The following is an 18,040-nucleotide window of genomic DNA, read 5'->3' as shown; positions in this document are numbered from 1 at the left end:
GCCAGGCGTGTGCGGACTTGTCAATGCGAACTGCGCTCCGACGACTGGTGCATCCGTCACCGCTTTGTCACGATGCGCGACTAACTTCGAAAAGCATCCCATACAAAGCTTTCAGCAACTCGCTTGCGTGGGTTTGAGTCAGGCGTTGAGGCGCCAATTCTGGCCGACACGGTATTGGACGGATGTGAGCGCTGAAGGGCTAACGCCCGTCGACTCGCCGTGGGGCCGGTGTAGGCGCTAAAGCGCCAACGCCCGTCGACTCGCCGTGGGGCCGGTGTAGGCGCTAAAGCGCCAACTCCGGCCGACACGGCATGGGACGGGCGTAAGCGCTGAAGCGCTAACGCCCGTCGACAGGAGGCAAACCATGAAAATCGCTCTGTTTGCAGCCGCCAGCCTGCTCGGCGCACTGTCCGGTTCCGTCGCGCACGCGGCCGACGTCACGGGCGCAGGCAGCACCTTCGCGGCCCCGATCTACACCAAATGGGCCGACGCGTACCAGAAAACGGGCGGCGGCCGGGTCAACTACCAGGGCATCGGCTCGTCGGGGGGCATCAAGCAGGTGCTCGCCAAGACCGTCGACTTCGCCGGCTCCGACGCGCCGCTCAAGGACGACGAACTCGCGAAAGACGGCCTGTTCCAGTTTCCAACCGTGGTCGGCGGCGTGGTGCCCGTCGTCAATCTGCCGGGCGTCAAGCCGGGCGCGCTGGTGCTCTCCGGTCCGCTGCTCGGCGACATCTACCTCGGCAAGATCAAGAAGTGGAACGACCCGGCCATCGCCGCGCTCAATCCCGGCGTCAAGCTGCCCGATACCGACATCGCCGTCGTGCGTCGCGCGGACGGCTCGGGCACGAGCTTCATCTGGACACACTATCTGGCGCAGGTGAGCCCCGAGTGGAAAAGCAAAGTCGGCGAAGGCACGACGGTCAACTGGCCGACCGGCACGGGCGGCAAGGGCAACGACGGCGTTGCGGCGTTCGTGCAGCGGCTGCCGGGCGCGATCGGCTACGTCGAATGGGCGTACGCGAAGCAGAACAAGATGACCTACACGTCACTGAAGAACGCGGCGGGCGCCGTCGTCGAGCCGAAGACGGACAGCTTCAAGGCCGCGGCAGCAGGCGCGGACTGGTCGAAGTCGTTCTATCAGATCCTCACCAACGAGCCCGGCAAGGATGCATGGCCCGTGGTCGGCGCCACCTTCGTGCTCGTGCATGCGTCGCAGGACAAGCCGGATCACGGCAAGGAAACGCTCAAGTTCTTCGACTGGGCGTTCAGGAACGGCACCCAGACCGCGCAGGAACTCGACTACATCCCGCTGCCGGATGGCGTCGTGTCGCAAATCCGCACGCAATGGAAGGCCAAGGTCAAGGACGCATCCGGTAAGCCAATCGCCGATTGATCAGATTAAACGCATAAAAGCGTACCAGTGCGCGAGAACGGCAGCCGTCATTGAACAGTAACGGGGCGTCGCGATAATGCGAATGCTGGCCTGAGAGCAATCGGGACGGGCGTGAAGCACGGCGTCGGCCGCGCGCAGCGCCAGCCATCCCGATTGAAGCCAGAGACGCATTCATGACCATTCCCATGCTGACCACACACCGTGGCTATCGCCTGCAAGCCAGCGCCGCAATTCGCGACGACGGCCTGCACGCCGCCGATCTGATCATCGAAAAACCGGGCCTGCCGGCCCGCATCTTCAACGCCCTCGACTACTTCTACGACGGCGAACAGGCGCTCAGGTACGCGACCGCCTGGGGCCGCATCTGGGTCGACATGAAAGGTTGATCCCGCATCCTGCGTTCCGCTGGTGCTTAGGCGCGACGCGCAGCGCGCGTCGCGTGAAGCGGGCGGACCGTCGCGAACCCGCTCATCAGTTTCATCCCCATCCCGCCGCCCGATAAGTTCATACGATTAGCAGCGCGAACTGCCGAGTGTATGACTTCGCACACAGTCAATTTTGCGACGCTCGACCATCGCGTTTATGCCCGATAAGATGGCGCGTGACGCAACACGTCTATTTGCTGGCTGATATTGCATCGGGCAAGCGGCCCGTTAGCCATGACGAGCGAGGTGCGGCAGGACCTGCCTGCATGCTGGACGCCTCGCTTGCGTCGCACACCGCGCCGCAACGTGCCTGATTTCTTCGAACACAGACGGCTTGCCGGGAAGGGCTGCCCGGCGCACGAGAGGGACGTGGCATGTTGAACAAGTTGATCGACATCGCGAGACACATCCGACGCAGCGAACGCTTCAAACATTCGATCAGCACACCGGGCCGCATCACGTTGCACGCGCAACAGCGTTTGAACCGCGGCTACTTTGCGATCGAGATTCGCGCGCACTCCGGCTTCTTTTCAGTGATGCAGATGGTGCTGTTCATCCTGATGTATTGCGAGGAAAAGCGCCTCACGCCGCTCATTTCCGCGCGCGGCGGAATTTACGGCGACGCCGAAGGCAAGGTCGACTGGTTCTCAGAATACTTCGACACCATTGGGGCGGCGCCGCTGCCGTCGTCGAGCGTGCGGTTGCGTACGTCGGTCGTGCGCGATCTCGGCGGGCTCGGATTTCGCCGGCGTTATGAGCCAAGGCTCGATCTGCGGCACGCCAGCGCGCTGTTCCGCTCTTACTACCAGCCCGCTGCGCCGATCCGCGACGAAGTGGACGCGATCCGCAAGCGCCTCGGCATCGGCGCGTCGACGCTCGGCGTGCATTTTCGCGGCACCGACAAGAAGGCCGAAGCGCATACCATCGCGTGGGAGGCGTTTTGCCGTCTGGTCGAGAAGACGCTGGCCGAAGAGCCGCAACTGACCAACATTTTCGTGTCGAGCGACGAGCAGGCGTTCATCGATTACTTCGTCAAATGGGCGTTTCCCGTGCCCGTCAGCGTCGCGCCCGCGCGACTGCTCGCAACGGGTAGCACGCCCGTGCACTTCAGCGGTCATCCGGGACTGGCGATCGGACGCGAGGCGCTGGTCGCGAGTCTGCTCCTCGCGAGTTGCGGCTATCTGGTTAAGACCCCGTCGTATTTGTCCGCCTGGTCCAAAATGTTCAATCTGTCGCTTCCGGTTAAACTCGCCGTGCCGCCGCGCGAAGGCGCATTCTGGTTCCCGGACAGCCAGATCTGGAACGAACAGCAACAGCGCCGTGAAACGACGGGAGAGGCGGACGTCCGGTTGCAGGATCAGAAAACGGCCTGAACGGCGCGGCGCATGCCGCAATGCAATACGGCCGGGCGCTGCGCGAAATGCGGCCTGGCCCACAACGGCGATAGAAAAGCCGGCTTCCGGCCGCGTTCGCGAGCGGTCGGCAGGTCGGCGCTCGCGTAGAATCATCATAAAAGACCAGCACGGCAAATCGGGGAAGGGCGTGAAGATTCACAGCCACTACGACAATCTGAAAGTCTCGCGGGACGCCCCTCAAGAGGTGATCCGCGCGGCCTACAAGACCTTGAGTCAGAAATATCATCCTGACCGGCGGATCGACGATCCCGATGCCGAGCGGGTGATGAAGATCATCAACGCGTCTTATGCGGTTCTGAGCGACCCCGTGCAACGCAAGGAGCACGACGAATGGCTCGCGCGCAAGGAACGCGAAGCGGCCGCAGCGGCTGCGCTGCAACGCTCGCCGCGTCAGCCGGCGCCCGCGTCGCAGCGGACGAACTGGCAGTCGGCCGCCGCGCAGAGCCGGCGCGAAGTTCCGCCGCGTTCCAGCACATGGACGTCGCAGGCTCATATCGATCCGCGTGCCGCGAAGCGAAAGCCGCGCGCGGCGTCCGGTTTTTCGCTGCGCAAGATTTCGCTGCGAAGCTGGACGGTGATCGGCGTTTGCGCATTCTTCGGCTATGTCGCGATTTCGGAATCGACGACGCCATGGCCGTTCACCCGCAACACGACTTCGTACGGCTCGCCCTACGGTACGCGCAGTCATGCCGGGCCGGATGACGCCACGTCCCCGGATGGCAAGCGGCGCGGGCTTGCAGCGATGTCGTCGGCACAGGCGGCGACATCGCCGTGGTCCGGCGACGGGGCCGTCGCGAGCAGCGATCCGTCAGTCTCGCATGCGCTGTTCGTGAGGCCAACGCTCGCGCCGAACGGCGTGCCATGGCCGTCGAAGCCGTCCTATCTCGACGGCATGCCAGTGGGCGCGGCGGGCGGGCATTCGTCGGTGACGGTCGACAACTCCGTCAACCGCTTCGACGTGTTCGGCAAGCTCGTCTACAACGCGTCGGTCTTCGACCAGCCGGTTCGCCATTTCTTCGTTCCGGCCGGAAAGACTTTCACGCTGATCGGCGTCGCGCCGGGCGCGTACGACGTCCGCTATCAGAATCTCGACGACGGCGGCCTGTACAAGTCGCAAGGTTTCGAACTCAGCGAACAGGCCGTCGGCAACAGCGTCGACGCGACCAACGTGAGCATCACGCTCTACGCGTTGCCGGGCAGCACCGTAAAGCCGACCACGATCGGCCGTGGCGACTTTTAGCCATTGCTGTCTGCTGGCAACACGCCGCTCATTGCAGTGTCGCGCCCGCACCCCGCAGCACCACGCTCTGCCGCCCGTCGATGCTGACGGGCACATCGCCGTGCACGGTCGCGCGCCGCACGACGCGATGCGCGTCGCCGTAATCGTTGATCGCGTAGTGCTGCGTCGCGCGGTTGTCCCAGATTGCCATGTCCCCTTGCGTCCAGTTCCAGCGCACCGTGTTCTCGAGCCGCGTGACGTGATCGTGGAAAGTCTGCAGCAGATGCGTGGAGTCGCCCGCCGACAGTCCCTTCAGGCGCTGCACGAAATGGCCTAGCACCAGTGAGCGCTCGCCCGTTTCCGGATGCACGCGTACCACGGGATGCTCGGTCTCGTAGACGGTCGACGTGAACACTTCGCGGTAGCGCTTGAGCTGCTCGGTGTCGGCGTTCACGTGCGACGAGGCGTAGTCGTAGGCGTTCGTGTGCAGCGCCCAGAGCGTGTCGGCAAGACGCCGCAGCGGCTCGGGCAGGTTCTCGTAAGCGGCCGCCGTGTTGGCCCAGACCGTGTCGCCGCCGTACGGCGGAATCACGACGGCGCGCAGGATCGAGATCTTCGGATACGCATCGACGAAGGTGACGTCCGTATGCCATGAGTTCGCGCGCGCGCCATGCTGCGAATCGAGTTCGAGCAGATGGCGGCTGCCGTCGACGGACGGCACGGTCGGATGCGCGACGGTCTCGCCGAAGCGCCGCGCGAACGCTTCCTGCTCCGTGTCGTCGAGATGCTGCTGGCCGCGAAAGAACAGCACCTTGTGCTTCAGCAGTGCGGCGTGGATCGCATCGAAGGTCTGCGCGTCGATCGAGCCGGACAGTCTGACGCCTCGAATCTCGGCGCCGATGCGGCCGGCGACGCGGCGTAGATCGAGCGTTTCGTGCGCAGCGTGTGTGGCAATCGCGCCTGCGTTCGATGGGGCGAAACCCGCTTGCGTATTCGACATCTGACGTCTCCGTGTAAGTGGGAACGTCCATTCAAGCAGCGCGCTCGCGCAAAGAGAACTGACATTTCGTGCGAAGGTGTGCAGGCGGATTGCGCTATCGATAGGTTGATTCGTGCTATGCGAGCGGCACGCTTGCCCGAGGGGAACAGGCAACCGTTCCATGCTGTCCGTCGAACCCATGCGCGCGATGCTTTCCCGCCTCGGCACAGGACGCGTCGGCGGGAAAGCACGGTGGTCTAAGAGCAAACTCGCGGCAGTTCAGCCCGGCTGGACGGGAACGAGCTTCAGTTTGCGGCGCAAGCTCCGCGTGTCGTGCATGTCGCAGGCTTCGGGTATTTGCCACGCCGCGCGCAACAGTTGAATGAACGCCGCTTCACCTTCGGACAGGTGTCCATCCGCGTGCGCGCCTTCGTTGCATAGCGCGATGACTTCGCGGCGTATGCGCCAGTCCTTGATGTCCTGCGCGAGACAGAAAATCACGGCAGGGTCGAGGCGGCAGGTGTCGCCCCAGTTCAGGTAGGCCGTCGACGTCAGGTCCTCGCACATCTGCTGCATGACGCCGAGCAGTTGTCCGCGGTTCATCTTCAGCCGCGCTTCCATCCCGCAACGCTCCAGCGCTTCGAGCTCGTCGGCGCCGACGTGTCCGTCCGACAGCAGGCAGGCGGCCACGATGCGGGCCGCTGCTTCGGGACTGTCGCTTCGATAGTGACGCATTTCATCTCTCCTTTGCTTCGATTCGATTGACGGCGCGGCGCATCACGCAATCCAGTCGCGCGGCGCGAGGTTCGAGTGCACGTGAAACGGATAGCTGCTGTCGTCGAGCATGCGCTGGCGGCGTTCGAGATCGGCGAGATCGGTCGACGACGCGAGCCACGCTTCGCGTTCGCTGTCGCGCGAGGACGTGAACAGCATGCCGAGACGGTGTGCGAGCTGGTTGAACATGATGTGCTCCTTCAGTAGTGCGATAAGGAAACGCGCTGGCGAAATGGGGATCCGCACGGCTGCGTGACGGCGATGCGCGGGCTTTGTGCTGCTTGCCGTTTCGTCGGTTTCGACCATGACGCTGCATCGACGGAATGCATCGTAGGCGGGGTGAGTTAGCCGGAAATGAGTGCGCCGGACATGCGCTGAAACGTTATGTCACGGTGTGCCATAACCCGTTTCGAGCCTGATTCAAAGGCTAATTCTTTGCTCACTGTCGGCGCGCAGAATGCGAACCATCCGATGCATCACTGACACGGCATCGAACGTCGAGGAGAACAACATGAAAGGGATTCGCCACATTGCAGTCGCCGCATCGCTCGGCCTGGGACTGGTGAGCGCCGCGCAGGCACACGTGTTCGTCGGCGTCGGGATTGGACCCGTTGCGCCTGTCGTTCCTGTCATGCCCGTCGTCTCCGTCGCGCCGCTGCCCGTGTATGTGCCGCCGCCCGTGTATTACGCGCCGCCTGCGCCGGTGTATGCGCCGCCCGTGATGGTCGGTTACTGGGGGCATCCGCACTATGCCTATCGCGGCTATTACGGCTACGGCTACTGGCGTTAGGCAAACGGCGAGCGTGCCATGACGGGCGCTCATTTATTTCTAATTTTCGGTCGCTACGATCCACTTCATCGCAAGGCTCATCGAGCCAATCACCCGGAGGGAAACATCATGAAAACGCTCATTCAGACGGCTGCAGTCGCTGTGTTGCTCGCGCTGCCCATCGCCTCGTTTGCGCAAACGACGGCACCCGTTTCGCGTGCCGAAGTCGAGGCGCAACTCGCGCAGCTGGAAAGCGCTGGCTACAACCCGAGTGGCGACAAGGCGCACTACCCAGCGAACCTCGAAGCTGCGCAGGCGCGACTCGACGCACAGCACGGGGACGGATATGGCGGCGTCGCGGACGGCACATCGCAAAGCGGAGCGGCGTTTCATCCTCAGTACGATGTCGGGATGAAGTCGATTTACGTCGGTCACTGAACGGCCGCTGAGGCACCGCCGAAGCAGCCGGTCAAGCCGATATGAACCCGCGGGCGCGCAGATAATTCTGCGCGCCCGCATCATTGTCTTTGCAACCAGAAGCGTGTGCTGTGCGGTGTAGAATCGGCTCGCCGAAAGGCTCGCCGAGAGGCTCGCCGGAAGGCTCGCCGAACGGGCACGCCGCTATCGGCGCCGAAGCGGCACGTCAGCCCCGGCGTTCAATCCCGTTTGCACAACTCTCACCGGACGGCACGCATCAGACCATGTCCATGCCCAAGATCCGCTCCCTCAGAAATCAACTCGTGCTCGCCCTCTGTGTGCTGGTGAGCATCGTCGGCGTGGTGCAGGGCATCAGTTCATGGCAGCTTGCCAAAGCCGGCATGAGCGCGCTGCTCGATCTGCGACTCGAACAGGTGGCCACGCGCCTTTATCACAGCGGCCTCGCCGATGCGCTGCCCACCACGCCCGCTCGCGGTTCGCAGCCGGAGCGCGACGTCTATCTCACGGTCTGGAAGGAAGGCATCGATACGCCTTACCGCTCGACCGACCCGTCGCTTGCGTTGCCGCGCGATGCGGAGCCGGGCTTCTCGAACGCGATGGTGAACGGCGAGAACTGGCGCATTTACACATTGCGCGAGCCGTCGATGGTCGTCCAGGTCGCACAGCGCTCGCGCGTGCGCCAGGAGCTTGCCGAAGCGCGTTCGCTGAACACGCTGTGGCCGATGATCGTGCTCGTGCCGCTGGTGTGGCTCGCCGTGCTGCTCGTCGTGCGGCGCGCACTGAGGCGCCTGACGCGGCTCGGCAGACAGGTACAGGCCATCGACATGGCGCATTTCGAGCAGTTGTCGACCTCGGGCGTGCCGACGGAGATACGCCCGTTCATCCTGTCGATCAACACCATGATCGGGCGTCTCGAACAGTCCATCGAGAGCGAGCGGAAGTTCATTGCCGACGCGGCGCATGAACTGCGCACGCCGCTCACCGCGTTGCAGTTGCAGGCGGACAATCTGCAGCCGCATATCGCGCCCGGCAACCAGGAGCGCTTCCGCGAACTGCAAAGCGGGATCCGGCGCAGCGGCCGGATGATCGCGCAGTTGTTGCGGCTCGCGCGCGCCGATGCGCCGATGAAGGCGGACACGCTGACGCGCGTCGACGTGTCGGAGGTGGTCGTCGACGCCGTGGCCGAAGTCCTGCCGATCGCGATGCAGCGCGGCATCGACATCGGCGCCGACGAGATGACGAGCGCTTTCGTGCGCGCCAACGACGCCGATATCGGCATCGCGCTGCGCAACCTGGTGAGCAACGCGATCCGCTACACGCCGGATGGCGGCAAGGTCGATCTGAGCATCCAGGTGCGCGACGGGATGGTGTGGATCGAAGTGGTCGATAACGGGCCGGGCATCGACGAGGCGCTGCTGCCGCGCGTGTTCGACCGGTTTTTCCGCGCCAATGCGCAGATCGAGGGCAGCGGGCTCGGTTTGTCGATCGTGCAGGCCATCGTGAACCGGTACGGCGGCGCAGCGAGCCTGCGCAATCGTGCGGACGGGCAATCGGGGATCGTCGCGTCGATCGGTTTTCCCTCGGTGCCGTAAGCGGTGTCATCAGCCGCGCCGCTCATTCTTTGCTAATTCTTCGTGCCTAAGATGGGAACTGTTGGAGCAGGCCCCTCTGGTTCTGGCACGGCGATCGGTGCACGCCAGAATCCTTCGGCCGACTGCGTATGCAGTCGGCATTTTTTTTGCTGTCGACACCGGACGGGTTAGCCTGTGCGGGCTCGGTTATCATGCGATCTGGCGGGTGCGCGGGAGTGGGGCGCACCGGCAGCCACGGCCCGGAATCGCAAACCGCCGCCCGCGCGCGATGCGCCGCGCGCCGCGCGGCTGACGGGTCCTTGCGCTGCGGCCAACGACAACGCTTCGTTGCTGTGGACACGACATCATGCGAGTGCTACTGGTTGAAGACGATCTGCAGATCGGCCAAAGTCTGATGCGCGCGCTGCAGGACGCTGACTACAGCGTCGACTGGGTGCGCGACGGCAATGCGGGCAGCGCCGCCATCGCTGCCGCCGAATATACCGTCGTCCTGCTCGATCTCGGCTTGCCGGGCATGGGCGGCATCGAATTGCTGAGGTCGGCCCGCGCGGCGGGCAACACCGTGCCCGTGCTGATCCTGACGGCGCGCGACGACCTCGACGCGCGCGTGCAGGGCCTCGACGTCGGCGCTGACGATTACGTCCTCAAACCCTTCGACGTCCCCGAGCTGATGGCGCGCATGCGTGCCGTGTTGCGGCGCAAGGCGGGCTATGCGTCGTCGCGTCTCGGCGACGACGCGCTGAACCTCGATCTCGACAAGCGCACGCTGTGCTGCAATGGGGTGTCGTCGGTATTGTCGGCGCGCGAGTTCGCGCTGATGCTCGCGTTTCTCGAACGGCCCGGCACGATCCTGTCGCGCGACCAGCTGGAGGACAAGCTGTACGGCTGGGGCAAGGAAGTCGAGAGCAATGCCGTCGACGTGCTCATTCACTCCGTGCGCAAGAAGTTCGGGCAGTCGGTGATTCGCAATGTGCGCGGGCTCGGCTGGACCGTCATGCTCGGCGAAGCGCCGAAAACCTGAAGGCTGCGCATCCTCATTCTTCCCTCACTCTGCATCGACACAATCTTCTCGACCGCACAGCAATCACGCTGAAACGCGCGGCGAGGAGAGAGCGATGAAAGGCATTCCAGAAGTCACGGCAGCGGGCGGGCGCAACGATGCGTTCAACGACACGCCGGCCACATTCGATAGGTACGCCCCCAGCACCCGCACGCGGATCGCCGTGCATATCGACTGCATGCCGCCATGCAGCGCCGCTGGCGCGGACCTGCGCGCGCCCGTCTATGCCGCGCGCGTGTACCGGATGCAGCCTGCGCGGTGCCGTATCGGCGTACGCGTGCGTTATCCGCGTTGCGCCGGCTGGGGCGACGGTTTTGGTTCGACGCAACGCTGAGGCTTGGCCATGTCGAACCATCCGGCTCTCGACGGTCTCACGGATCGCATGGCCGCGAGCTGGCAGGCGCGTGCCGTTCTCATGGTCATGCCGCTGTTCGTCGGGCGGTGCGCTCGTGCGCGCTGCGTGGCGCCCGATGTCGCGCGGCTGCGCGTGCGCTCGCACTGGCTGTCGTTGCCGGGCGCGGGGCTAGCGGCGCTTTTCAATCCGCGTTCGCGCAGGGTGAGCGACGGCGGTCTCGACGGGCTGTGGACGTTACCGTCCACCCGGCCCGGCCCGATCGCGAACGCGATTCTGTACCTGCATGGCGGCGGCTATTACTTTGGATCGTCGGCGACCCATCGCGCGGTGACCACGGCGCTCGCCGCGCATAGCGGCGCGCCCGTGTTCGCGCCCGATTACCGGCTCGCGCCCGAGCATCCGTTTCCCGCCGCGCTAAATGATGCGCTGCACGCGTACCGCACCCTGATCGCGCGCGGCATCGCGGCGAATTCGATCGTCGTCGCGGGCGACTCGGCGGGCGGCGGGCTGGCGCTCGCGTTGCTGGTTGCGCTGCGCGATGCGGGCGACGCCTTGCCGGCGGGCGCCGTGCTGTTTTCGCCGTGGGCCGATCTGACCACGACATGGCGCGCCGCGCGCGGCGCCGGACCGACGACGCGTATCGCGATGCAACGCGCCGCGCAAATGTACATCGGCGACGCGAGCGCGTGGGACCCGTATGTGTCGCCTGCGCGCGGCGATTTGCACGATCTGCCGCCCATCCATCTGCAGATCAGCGACGCGGAAGCGATGTACGAGGATGCGCTCGCGCTCGCGGCGCGCCTCAATCGCGTGGGCGTGACGGTGCAGGTCGCCCAATGGCATGCGGTGCCGCATGCGCTGCCGTGTTTCGCGCCATTTCTGCCCGAGGCGAATCAGGCGCTGCGGCAGGCGGCGATGTTCGTCAGGCGCTGCTATGCGACGCGCAAACGCGAGGCTGCAACCGCCGCCGCCATGGCATGAGAGCGGGAGCGCAGAGAAAAAAGCGGACGGCGCGAGCCGTCCGCGTCAATGGCCAATACTGAACACTGGCCTCTGGAAAAGCCTCCGGGAAAGTCAGGCGCGCGCCGCTTCGACGGGTGCGTGGACGGTGTCGTCGATCGGGAAATGCAGCAGCGCGGCGAACAGTCCCGCCAATGCCGTCGCGGCCCAGATCAGCGTGTACGAGCCCGTCGCGTCGAACACGTAGCCGCCGAGCCACGCGCCGAGGAACGAACCCAACTGGTGACTGAGAAACACGACGCCGAACAGTGTGCCGAGATGCCGCGTGCCGAACACCTTGGCGATCAGGCCGCTGGTGAGCGGCACGGTGCCGAGCCACGTCAGGCCCATCACGGCGGCGAACAGCACGACGGAAACCGTCGACTTCGGCAGCAGGAAGAACGCGGCAATCGTCGCGCCGCGAATCAGATACAGCCAGCCGAGCACATGCTGCTGACGGAAGCGCCCGCCAAGCCACCCGCATGCCCAGCTTCCCGCCATGTTGAACAGGCCGATCAGCGCGAGTGCGGTGGCGCCGAGTCCCATCGGCATGTGGCACAAGCTCAGATAGCCGGGCAGATGGGTGGCGATGAACGCGAGCTGGAAGCCGCAGGTGAAGAAGCCGAGCGTCAGCAGCCGGTAGCCGCGATGGCGCATGGCGTGCGCGAGCGTCTCGCGCAGCGGCGCGACCGTGGCCGCTGCGGGCGACGCGGCCACGTGCGTCGCGCCGACGTCCTTGCGGCGGTCGAGCAGCATGCCGAAGGGCGCGGCGACCAGCATCAGGAAGGCGAGCGCATAGAGCGACGTCGATATGCCCGACGTTTCGCGCAGCAGTTGCGCGAACGGCACCATCAGCACCTGTCCCAGCGAGCCGCCCGCGCTCGCGATGCCCATCGCCATGCTGCGCTGCTCGGGTGTCGCGGCGCGCCCGACGGCCGTCAGCACGACGCCGAACGTCGTGCAGCTCACTCCGATGCCGACCAGCAGCCCAAGCCCCGCAATCAGCGCGACGGCGGACGGCGAACCGGCCGCGAGCGCAAGGCCCGCAGCGAAGGTGGTGGCGCCGAACGCGACGACGGGCGCGGCGCCGTAGCGGTCCGCGGCGGCACCCGCGAACGGCTGCGCGAAGCCCCACACGAGATTGTGCAGCGCGATTGCAAAGGCCACGAGCGTGACGGGCAGGCCGCGATCGTACGAAAACGGCCCGATGAACAGGCCGAAGGTCTGCCGGATGCCCATGGCCGCGCTGATGATCAGCGCGGCGGCGACGATCACATAAAACGTCGGGTTTTTAAGGGGAACTGCGTAAGCGGGTTTGGCCGTTGACATGTTTCGTTTCCTCCTGGCGGCATCGTCGCAGCAGCCAGCAGACGCGACAAACGAAAAGTTTTCGGCGACAGATGAAGAAAATTCACTCGCGCGGCGAGTCGGGCGCTAGCGGCTTGCCGTCGTGAAATGCGTGGATTCGCCCGTTGAACCGGCGTCATCGAACGTGTGCGCTTCGTGAAGCAGCCAGCGCTTGAATGCCTGCAGATCGGGCCGCTCGTCCGTGCCTTCCGCGCTGACCAGCCAGTATGCCGTCTTTGCATCGACGGTCGGCGTGCTGGCTTCGACGAGCGTGCCCGCGTCCAGCTCGCGGTTCACCAGCGGCCGTCTGCCGATCGCGACGCCCATGCCCGTCGTGGCCGCTTCGAGCGCCAGCTGGATCGTGTCGAAACGCACGCCGCCCGCCGCGTCGATATCGCGGACCCCCGCACCGTCCAGCCATGCCTGCCAGTCTTCGCTCGCGGTGTCGACATGAATCAGGGTCGCGCGGCGCAAGTCGATGTTGCCGTGTGCGTCGCGCAACGTGTCGCGATACGCGGGACTGCAGACGGGCACGAGGCGCTCGCCGAACAGCCGGCTCCAGTCGCTGCCCGGCACCGGCCCGCGGCTAAGGCGGATGCCGAAGTCGAAACCGTCTACGGGAAAGCCTACCTGGCGGCGCGAAGTATCGACGGAAACGTCGATGTTCGGCCACTGCGCACGAAACTCGAACAGGCGCGGGACGAGCCAGCGCATCGCGAGCGTCGGCGCGCAGCTCACCGTCACCGTGCGGTGCGTGCGGTTGTCAGGCAGCCGCTGCGTGCCGAGCGCGATCAGCGAAAACGCCTCGGCGATGTATGGGAAGTATTGTTCGCCCGCGGGCGTCAGCGACAGCTTGCGCGGCTCGCGCGCGAACAGCGCGACCCCGAGCGCTTCTTCGAGCGCGACGATGCCGTGGCTCACGGCGCTCGGCGTCACGTTCAGTTCGGCGGCGGCGAGCTTGAAGCTGCCGTGCCGCGCCGCCGCCTCGAAGAAACGCAGCGAGTTCAGCGGGGGCAGGCGAAGCGGCATGGCGCAACCTTTGGGCGTCGTGGGTGAAGGGAAGGGATGTCGCGCGAGGCAGTCGGCGCAGCCAGCATGGCGTGGCTAGAGACAGGCGGCGTGCCGGGCGCCGCGAGCGTTACGCGAGGGCATGCCGCGCCGTTCGCACCCGCTCATGGGCAGCACGAGCAGCCGCGATGCCGCATGCCATATCCGCCTTCGCCTTCGGATGCGCCGCCCGACGAGCCGCCCGAGGCGCTGCCTAGCAACGCCGGCGCGCCCACCCGCACGCGTTCCGCCGACGTGCCGCAGCGCGGACAACCGGCCGGTTCGTCGCGTTCGGCGATGCGCCGTACTGCTTCAAAGGTGCCGCATTCGGCGCACTCGTAGTCGTAGACAGGCATGACTTGTTCCGTTGTTATCGACACCACAGGCACCACGCGCCCGATGTGCACGATATGTTTCAGCGCTTGCGCCGGCTGCTGCGCGTCCGTTCGTGAAACCCATCGGGCTTCGTGCGTACCCAGTTCACGAAAGCTCTGACTTGTTCGTTCTCGAGCAGGCGATCGACGGATGCATAAGAGGTCGCCAGTTCGCGCTCCGAAAAGAGCGCATGCAACTGCCGATGGCAGATCCGGTGCAGCGCGACCGTTTCGCGGCCGCCTTCGGTCTTTGGAACCAGATGATGCTCGTCGCGCTGATCGGCTGGAATCGCGCGGCCGCACAATGGACACGCTTCTTCCACCGGCGGCCGATACCAGGACTCCACTTCACGCTTTGCCATCGATGCCCCTGCGAATCCCATAATCCTACCAACTTTCGCGGCACGCACCTGTCGCCGCGCGCGCAAGCGGCGATGCTATGCTGGCCTCTCTTCGTCGAAGGAAGGCAAGTGCATGACGACGGTCGATACGCATGCGGAGCCGGGCCCCCGTGTGGGCTCGCGTCCAGATCCAGCTTCGAGCGGGGGCGCCGGGTACCGGCCGCCCGTCAACGAGGACGAGCTGCTGCTGAAGTGGATTCGGCGCGCGCGCGAGTCGCAGAAGAGCCATTACGACATGGCCGATCTGCTTGCCGCGCGCAACCGCATGTTCGGCATCGGCGTGACGGCCGTGTCGGCCGTGGTCGGGACGACGGTGTTTCTGTCGCTGGTGGCGTCGGCGGATTCGCCCTGGGTGCGGCTCGTCGTCGGCCTGGTGAGCATCGCGGCGGCCGTGTCGGCGGCGTTGCAGACGTTTCTGCGCTATGCGGAGCGTGCCGAGCAGCATCGCTCGGCGGGGGCGCGCTATGGTGCGGTGCGGCGCAGGCTGGAAGCAATCTACGCGGGCGACCCCGGTGCGCGCGACGGCCGCTATGTGAGTGAAGTGCGCGATATCCTCGATCGGCTCGCGGAGGACTCGCCGAGCGTGCCGCCGCGCGTGTTCCGGCGTACGCAGGAAACCTTGCGGGTTGCGGCGTTGCAAGACCGCGAAGAAGCCCGCTGGGAATGAAGGGGCAAGATGCCCAACACAGGCGACGCGGGCGTCACGCCCGCAGCCGCGCGCTGGACGCATCGCCACGCGCGGCGGGATGCGGCATCAGTGAAGGGACGTCCGCGGGCTCGGCGGCGCTGCTGAACAGCCGGCACACTTCAGTCGCGCTGGCGCACGCGTGCAGGCGCTCGCGAAAATGCTGGTCGCAAAAGCGCTGCGCGACGTCCGCGAGCAGATTCAGATGCATCGTGTTCGCGCCTTCGGGCACGAGCAGCGCGATCACGTCGCGCACCGGCTTCGCGTCCGGCGCGTCGAAATCGAGCGGCATGCGCGGACGCACGTACAGCACGACGGCCGTCAGCAAGCCCGCGATCTGGCTATGCGGCACGGCGACGCCTTGTCCAAGCCCCGTCGAGCCGAGCGCTTCACGCGTGTTCAGTCCTTCGATCACCTGGCCGGCGGGCACGCCATAGTGCGTTTCGCAAAACGCGCCGAGTTGCGCGAACAGCGCCGCGCGATCCACGGCGGCCGCGTCGAGCAGCACATTGCCGGGGCTCAGCAGGCGGTCGAGCGTCTCGACGTCGTCGTCGCCGGTTTTGACAGGCGGCTTCGCGGGGCGCAACGCGCTCGCTGCCTGCGCCCATGAGGTTGCGCGCAGCAGGTCGCGCCAGCCGTCCGTCGGCGTGTCGGGAATCTCGAACAGATGACCGAACTGCGCGGCAGGCGCAATGCGCGTCACCTGCTGGATCGCGCCGTTGACCGCGTCTTTCGGCAGATATAGCGAGAGCTGCACGCGCTCGGTATGCGGCAGCGTCGCGATGCGAATGGTCCATGGCTGGCCCGCACAGTCGCGCGTCAACGCGCGGCGCAGCGGTGTCACGTGTTGCGCGTCGAGCGTCACGCGCATCATCACGCTGCGACCGGAAGCGCGGCGCCGCGCAATATCGTCGTGACGAGGGTGAACGCCGAAAATGGCGCGCAGAATGGCTCGGGTCTTCGTCATGCCCTTTCTCCAGACTGACAACGAATCTAGCGTAGCGCGATTCGCATTAAAACCGAATAAAAAAACGGGGCGCCCGAATGTGGGGTGTCGCACGCATCGCGGCGCGCAATGGTGTTAAAGACGTGCCAGTGGCACACCGCTGCGGGCATGAAGAGCGCCCGCAGAACGCGATAGTCACGCACTTCACCGGCCCCGGAGGCTCCATTCATGCTGACGCTGTATTCGTACCCCGATCTGTTCGGCGTCGCCGACAACAACGCGTTCGGCCTGAAGGTCTACGCGTTCATGCGGCTGTGCGGGCTCGATTTCGAGCACCGGCATATTCTCGATACGGCGCGCGCGCCGCGCGGCCAGTTGCCGTATCTGTCGGACGACGGCGAGACGATCGGCGACAGCGACGCGATCATCGCGTATCTGAAGGACAAGTACGATCCGCGCATCGACAGCGGGCTGTCGCAAGGGCAGGCGAATCTCGACTTTCTCGTGCGCCGCACACTTGACGATCTCTACTGGCCGATGAGCTATTCGCGCTGGCGTGACGATCGTTATTGGCCGGCGTTTCGCGACGCCGTGCTGCGCGAGCACCCCGACGTCGCCGCGAGCGACCTCGATGCGGCGCGCGAGTACAACAGGCAGCGCTATCACTATCAGGGCATCGGCCGTTACGAGCCGGATCAGGTGTACGCGCGGGGCATCGGCGATTTGCGGGTGGTGGCCGATCTGCTCGGCGATAGCGGCTTCGTGTTCGGCCCCGAACCGGCGACCATCGACGCGGCGATCTACGGCTTCGTCGCGAATATTTACTTCTATGAGATCGACACGCCGCTCAAGGCGTATGTGCTGTCGCGGCCCGAACTGGTGCGCCATTGCCGCGCGGTGCATGCGCGTATCGTCAGGGCTTGAAATGCGGGCCGTAAGGAACTCGAACGTGGCATTGGCTGTCATCGGATAGGATTGACGTTCGTCAAAGGATCGAGACAGAACGATCGACCACACCCGCTACCGGGATCAACCACGGTAGCAACAACGGCATCAAGCAAGGGAGAAACAATGACAATGCACCGCCGCCGATTCATCGCCATGTCCACGGCCGCGCTCGCGACGGGCGGACTGGCGCTTGCGGGCTGCACGACCACGGGGCCGTCGTCGGATGCGTCGCCCGAGGCGAACGCGGGCAAGCGCCGGTCGATCGATGCCGATGTCGACGGAACACTCACGCGTCTGTTCAATACCATCGGCGGCTCGCGCGAACTCGCCGACAAGTCGCGCGGCATTCTCGTATTTCCTTCGGTGATCTCGGCTGGCTTCTGGATCGGCGGGCAGTACGGGCAAGGCGCGCTGCGCGTCGGCGGGCAGACGTCGGGCTATTACAGCATCGCGGCGGCGTCGTTCGGCTTGCAGATCGGCGCGCAGTCGAAGGCGATCGTCATGCTGTTCATGACGGATGATGCGCTCAACAACTTCACGCGCAGCCAGGGGTGGTCGGCGGGCGTCGATGCGTCGGTCGCGCTCGTGAACGTCGGCGCGAACGGCAATGTCGATACGTCGACGGCAATGAGTCCCGTCGAAGCGTTCGTGCTCACGAACGCGGGGCTCATGGCGGGCGTATCGCTGGAAGGCTCGAAGATTTCCCGCCTTATTATCTAAGCGCACCCGTCTCGCATTCGTTCTCGTATTGGTCTGATCACATGCCACGGATGGCGCGCTCCGCGCCGTCCGCGTGCCGTCTGAATCCTCAGTTCAAATCGCGCTCCGCAGCGTGCTCCGCCTCGCTCATTTATCGCTAAGTCTCGCGTCG

The 18,040-nt window shown here is 65.3% G+C and carries 21 protein-coding genes; 13 read left to right on the top strand and 8 right to left on the bottom strand.

Going from position 1 to position 18,040, the window contains the following annotated elements; all coding sequences use genetic code 11:
• Nucleotides 1–364 precede the first annotated feature (364 nt).
• The 4 genes from pstS to C2L66_RS22825 all read left to right on the top strand — a co-directional run bounded on the left by pstS (nt 365) and on the right by C2L66_RS22825 (nt 4,476).
• Nucleotides 365–1,396 carry a phosphate ABC transporter substrate-binding protein PstS gene (gene pstS, locus C2L66_RS22840; RefSeq protein ID WP_060606572.1) on the top strand — a complete coding sequence of 344 codons (1,032 nt, stop codon included), beginning with the start codon at nt 365–367 and terminating at the stop codon, nt 1,394–1,396.
• Nucleotides 1,397–1,569: 173 nt separating this feature from the next.
• Nucleotides 1,570–1,782 carry a hypothetical protein gene (locus C2L66_RS22835; protein ID WP_007743864.1) on the top strand — a complete coding sequence of 71 codons (213 nt, stop codon included), beginning with the start codon at nt 1,570–1,572 and terminating at the stop codon, nt 1,780–1,782.
• Between the two features lie 413 nt (nt 1,783–2,195).
• Nucleotides 2,196–3,194 carry an O-fucosyltransferase family protein gene (locus C2L66_RS22830; protein ID WP_054934882.1) on the top strand — a complete coding sequence of 333 codons (999 nt, stop codon included), beginning with the start codon at nt 2,196–2,198 and terminating at the stop codon, nt 3,192–3,194.
• A 169-nt stretch (nt 3,195–3,363) separates the two neighbouring features.
• Nucleotides 3,364–4,476, top strand: a complete 1,113-nt coding sequence (locus tag C2L66_RS22825) for a J domain-containing protein (RefSeq protein ID WP_060606574.1) — start codon at nt 3,364–3,366, stop codon at nt 4,474–4,476.
• A 28-nt stretch (nt 4,477–4,504) separates the two neighbouring features.
• Here C2L66_RS22825 and C2L66_RS22820 read toward each other — a convergent pair whose 3' ends face one another.
• From C2L66_RS22820 to C2L66_RS22810, 3 genes are all read right to left on the bottom strand, one after another.
• Nucleotides 4,505–5,455, bottom strand: coding sequence for a TauD/TfdA dioxygenase family protein (locus C2L66_RS22820; RefSeq protein WP_060606577.1), 951 nt, complete (start codon nt 5,453–5,455; stop codon nt 4,505–4,507).
• 258 nt (nt 5,456–5,713) lie between these two features.
• Nucleotides 5,714–6,169: a tellurite resistance TerB family protein gene (locus tag C2L66_RS22815; protein WP_060606579.1), complete on the bottom strand. Its 456-nt coding sequence runs from the start codon at nt 6,167–6,169 to the stop codon at nt 5,714–5,716.
• Between the two features lie 42 nt (nt 6,170–6,211).
• Nucleotides 6,212–6,397 (bottom strand): DUF3563 family protein, encoded by a 186-nt coding sequence (locus C2L66_RS22810; protein WP_054934914.1) that lies wholly within the window; start codon nt 6,395–6,397, stop codon nt 6,212–6,214.
• A gap of 322 nt (nt 6,398–6,719) precedes the next feature.
• Between C2L66_RS22810 and C2L66_RS22805 the strand changes: the two genes are divergently transcribed.
• The 6 genes from C2L66_RS22805 (at nt 6,720) to C2L66_RS22780 (ending at nt 11,403) form a co-directional block, all read left to right on the top strand.
• Nucleotides 6,720–6,998 (top strand): hypothetical protein, encoded by a 279-nt coding sequence (locus C2L66_RS22805; RefSeq protein ID WP_060607313.1) that lies wholly within the window; start codon nt 6,720–6,722, stop codon nt 6,996–6,998.
• Between the two features lie 108 nt (nt 6,999–7,106).
• Complete coding sequence (locus tag C2L66_RS22800) at nt 7,107–7,415, top strand: DUF4148 domain-containing protein (RefSeq protein WP_054934878.1); 309 nt, start codon at nt 7,107–7,109, stop codon at nt 7,413–7,415.
• Nucleotides 7,416–7,678: 263 nt separating this feature from the next.
• Entirely contained in the window at nt 7,679–9,007 is a 1,329-nt protein-coding gene (locus C2L66_RS22795) for a sensor histidine kinase (protein WP_060606583.1), read from the top strand.
• A gap of 346 nt (nt 9,008–9,353) precedes the next feature.
• Complete coding sequence (locus tag C2L66_RS22790; protein WP_035987902.1) at nt 9,354–10,028, top strand: response regulator transcription factor; 675 nt, start codon at nt 9,354–9,356, stop codon at nt 10,026–10,028.
• 94 nt (nt 10,029–10,122) lie between these two features.
• Nucleotides 10,123–10,401, top strand: coding sequence for a hypothetical protein (locus tag C2L66_RS22785; RefSeq protein ID WP_060606586.1), 279 nt, complete (start codon nt 10,123–10,125; stop codon nt 10,399–10,401).
• 9 nt (nt 10,402–10,410) lie between these two features.
• Nucleotides 10,411–11,403, top strand: coding sequence for an alpha/beta hydrolase (locus C2L66_RS22780; protein ID WP_060606589.1), 993 nt, complete (start codon nt 10,411–10,413; stop codon nt 11,401–11,403).
• A 93-nt stretch (nt 11,404–11,496) separates the two neighbouring features.
• Here C2L66_RS22780 and C2L66_RS22775 read toward each other — a convergent pair whose 3' ends face one another.
• From C2L66_RS22775 to C2L66_RS22760, 4 genes are all read right to left on the bottom strand, one after another.
• Nucleotides 11,497–12,750: an MFS transporter gene (locus C2L66_RS22775; RefSeq protein ID WP_060606591.1), complete on the bottom strand. Its 1,254-nt coding sequence runs from the start codon at nt 12,748–12,750 to the stop codon at nt 11,497–11,499.
• A 105-nt stretch (nt 12,751–12,855) separates the two neighbouring features.
• Complete coding sequence (gene gcvA, locus C2L66_RS22770; protein ID WP_060606593.1) at nt 12,856–13,797, bottom strand: transcriptional regulator GcvA; 942 nt, start codon at nt 13,795–13,797, stop codon at nt 12,856–12,858.
• Nucleotides 13,798–13,940: 143 nt separating this feature from the next.
• On the bottom strand, nt 13,941–14,171 hold the full coding sequence (locus C2L66_RS22765; protein WP_035988631.1) for an FmdB family zinc ribbon protein: 231 nt from the start codon (nt 14,169–14,171) through the stop codon (nt 13,941–13,943).
• Nucleotides 14,172–14,230: 59 nt separating this feature from the next.
• On the bottom strand, nt 14,231–14,551 hold the full coding sequence (locus tag C2L66_RS22760) for an HNH endonuclease (RefSeq protein ID WP_054934873.1): 321 nt from the start codon (nt 14,549–14,551) through the stop codon (nt 14,231–14,233).
• A 112-nt stretch (nt 14,552–14,663) separates the two neighbouring features.
• On the opposite strand from C2L66_RS22760, the gene C2L66_RS22755 reads away from it, so the two are divergent.
• Nucleotides 14,664–15,257: an SLATT domain-containing protein gene (locus C2L66_RS22755; RefSeq protein WP_060606594.1), complete on the top strand. Its 594-nt coding sequence runs from the start codon at nt 14,664–14,666 to the stop codon at nt 15,255–15,257.
• A 34-nt stretch (nt 15,258–15,291) separates the two neighbouring features.
• Here C2L66_RS22755 and C2L66_RS22750 read toward each other — a convergent pair whose 3' ends face one another.
• Nucleotides 15,292–16,242 carry a PTS sugar transporter subunit IIA gene (locus tag C2L66_RS22750; RefSeq protein ID WP_060606595.1) on the bottom strand — a complete coding sequence of 317 codons (951 nt, stop codon included), beginning with the start codon at nt 16,240–16,242 and terminating at the stop codon, nt 15,292–15,294.
• 207 nt (nt 16,243–16,449) lie between these two features.
• On the opposite strand from C2L66_RS22750, the gene C2L66_RS22745 reads away from it, so the two are divergent.
• On the top strand, nt 16,450–17,145 hold the full coding sequence (locus C2L66_RS22745; RefSeq protein ID WP_060606596.1) for a glutathione S-transferase family protein: 696 nt from the start codon (nt 16,450–16,452) through the stop codon (nt 17,143–17,145).
• Nucleotides 17,146–17,298: 153 nt separating this feature from the next.
• Nucleotides 17,299–17,889, top strand: a complete 591-nt coding sequence (locus C2L66_RS22740; protein WP_054934869.1) for a BPSL1445 family SYLF domain-containing lipoprotein — start codon at nt 17,299–17,301, stop codon at nt 17,887–17,889.
• Nucleotides 17,890–18,040 lie beyond the last annotated feature (151 nt).

It is taken from the genome of Paraburkholderia caribensis (genome assembly GCF_002902945.1).
Lineage (GTDB): Bacteria > Pseudomonadota > Gammaproteobacteria > Burkholderiales > Burkholderiaceae > Paraburkholderia > Paraburkholderia caribensis.
This window is presented reverse-complemented; position numbering and strand designations above follow the sequence as displayed.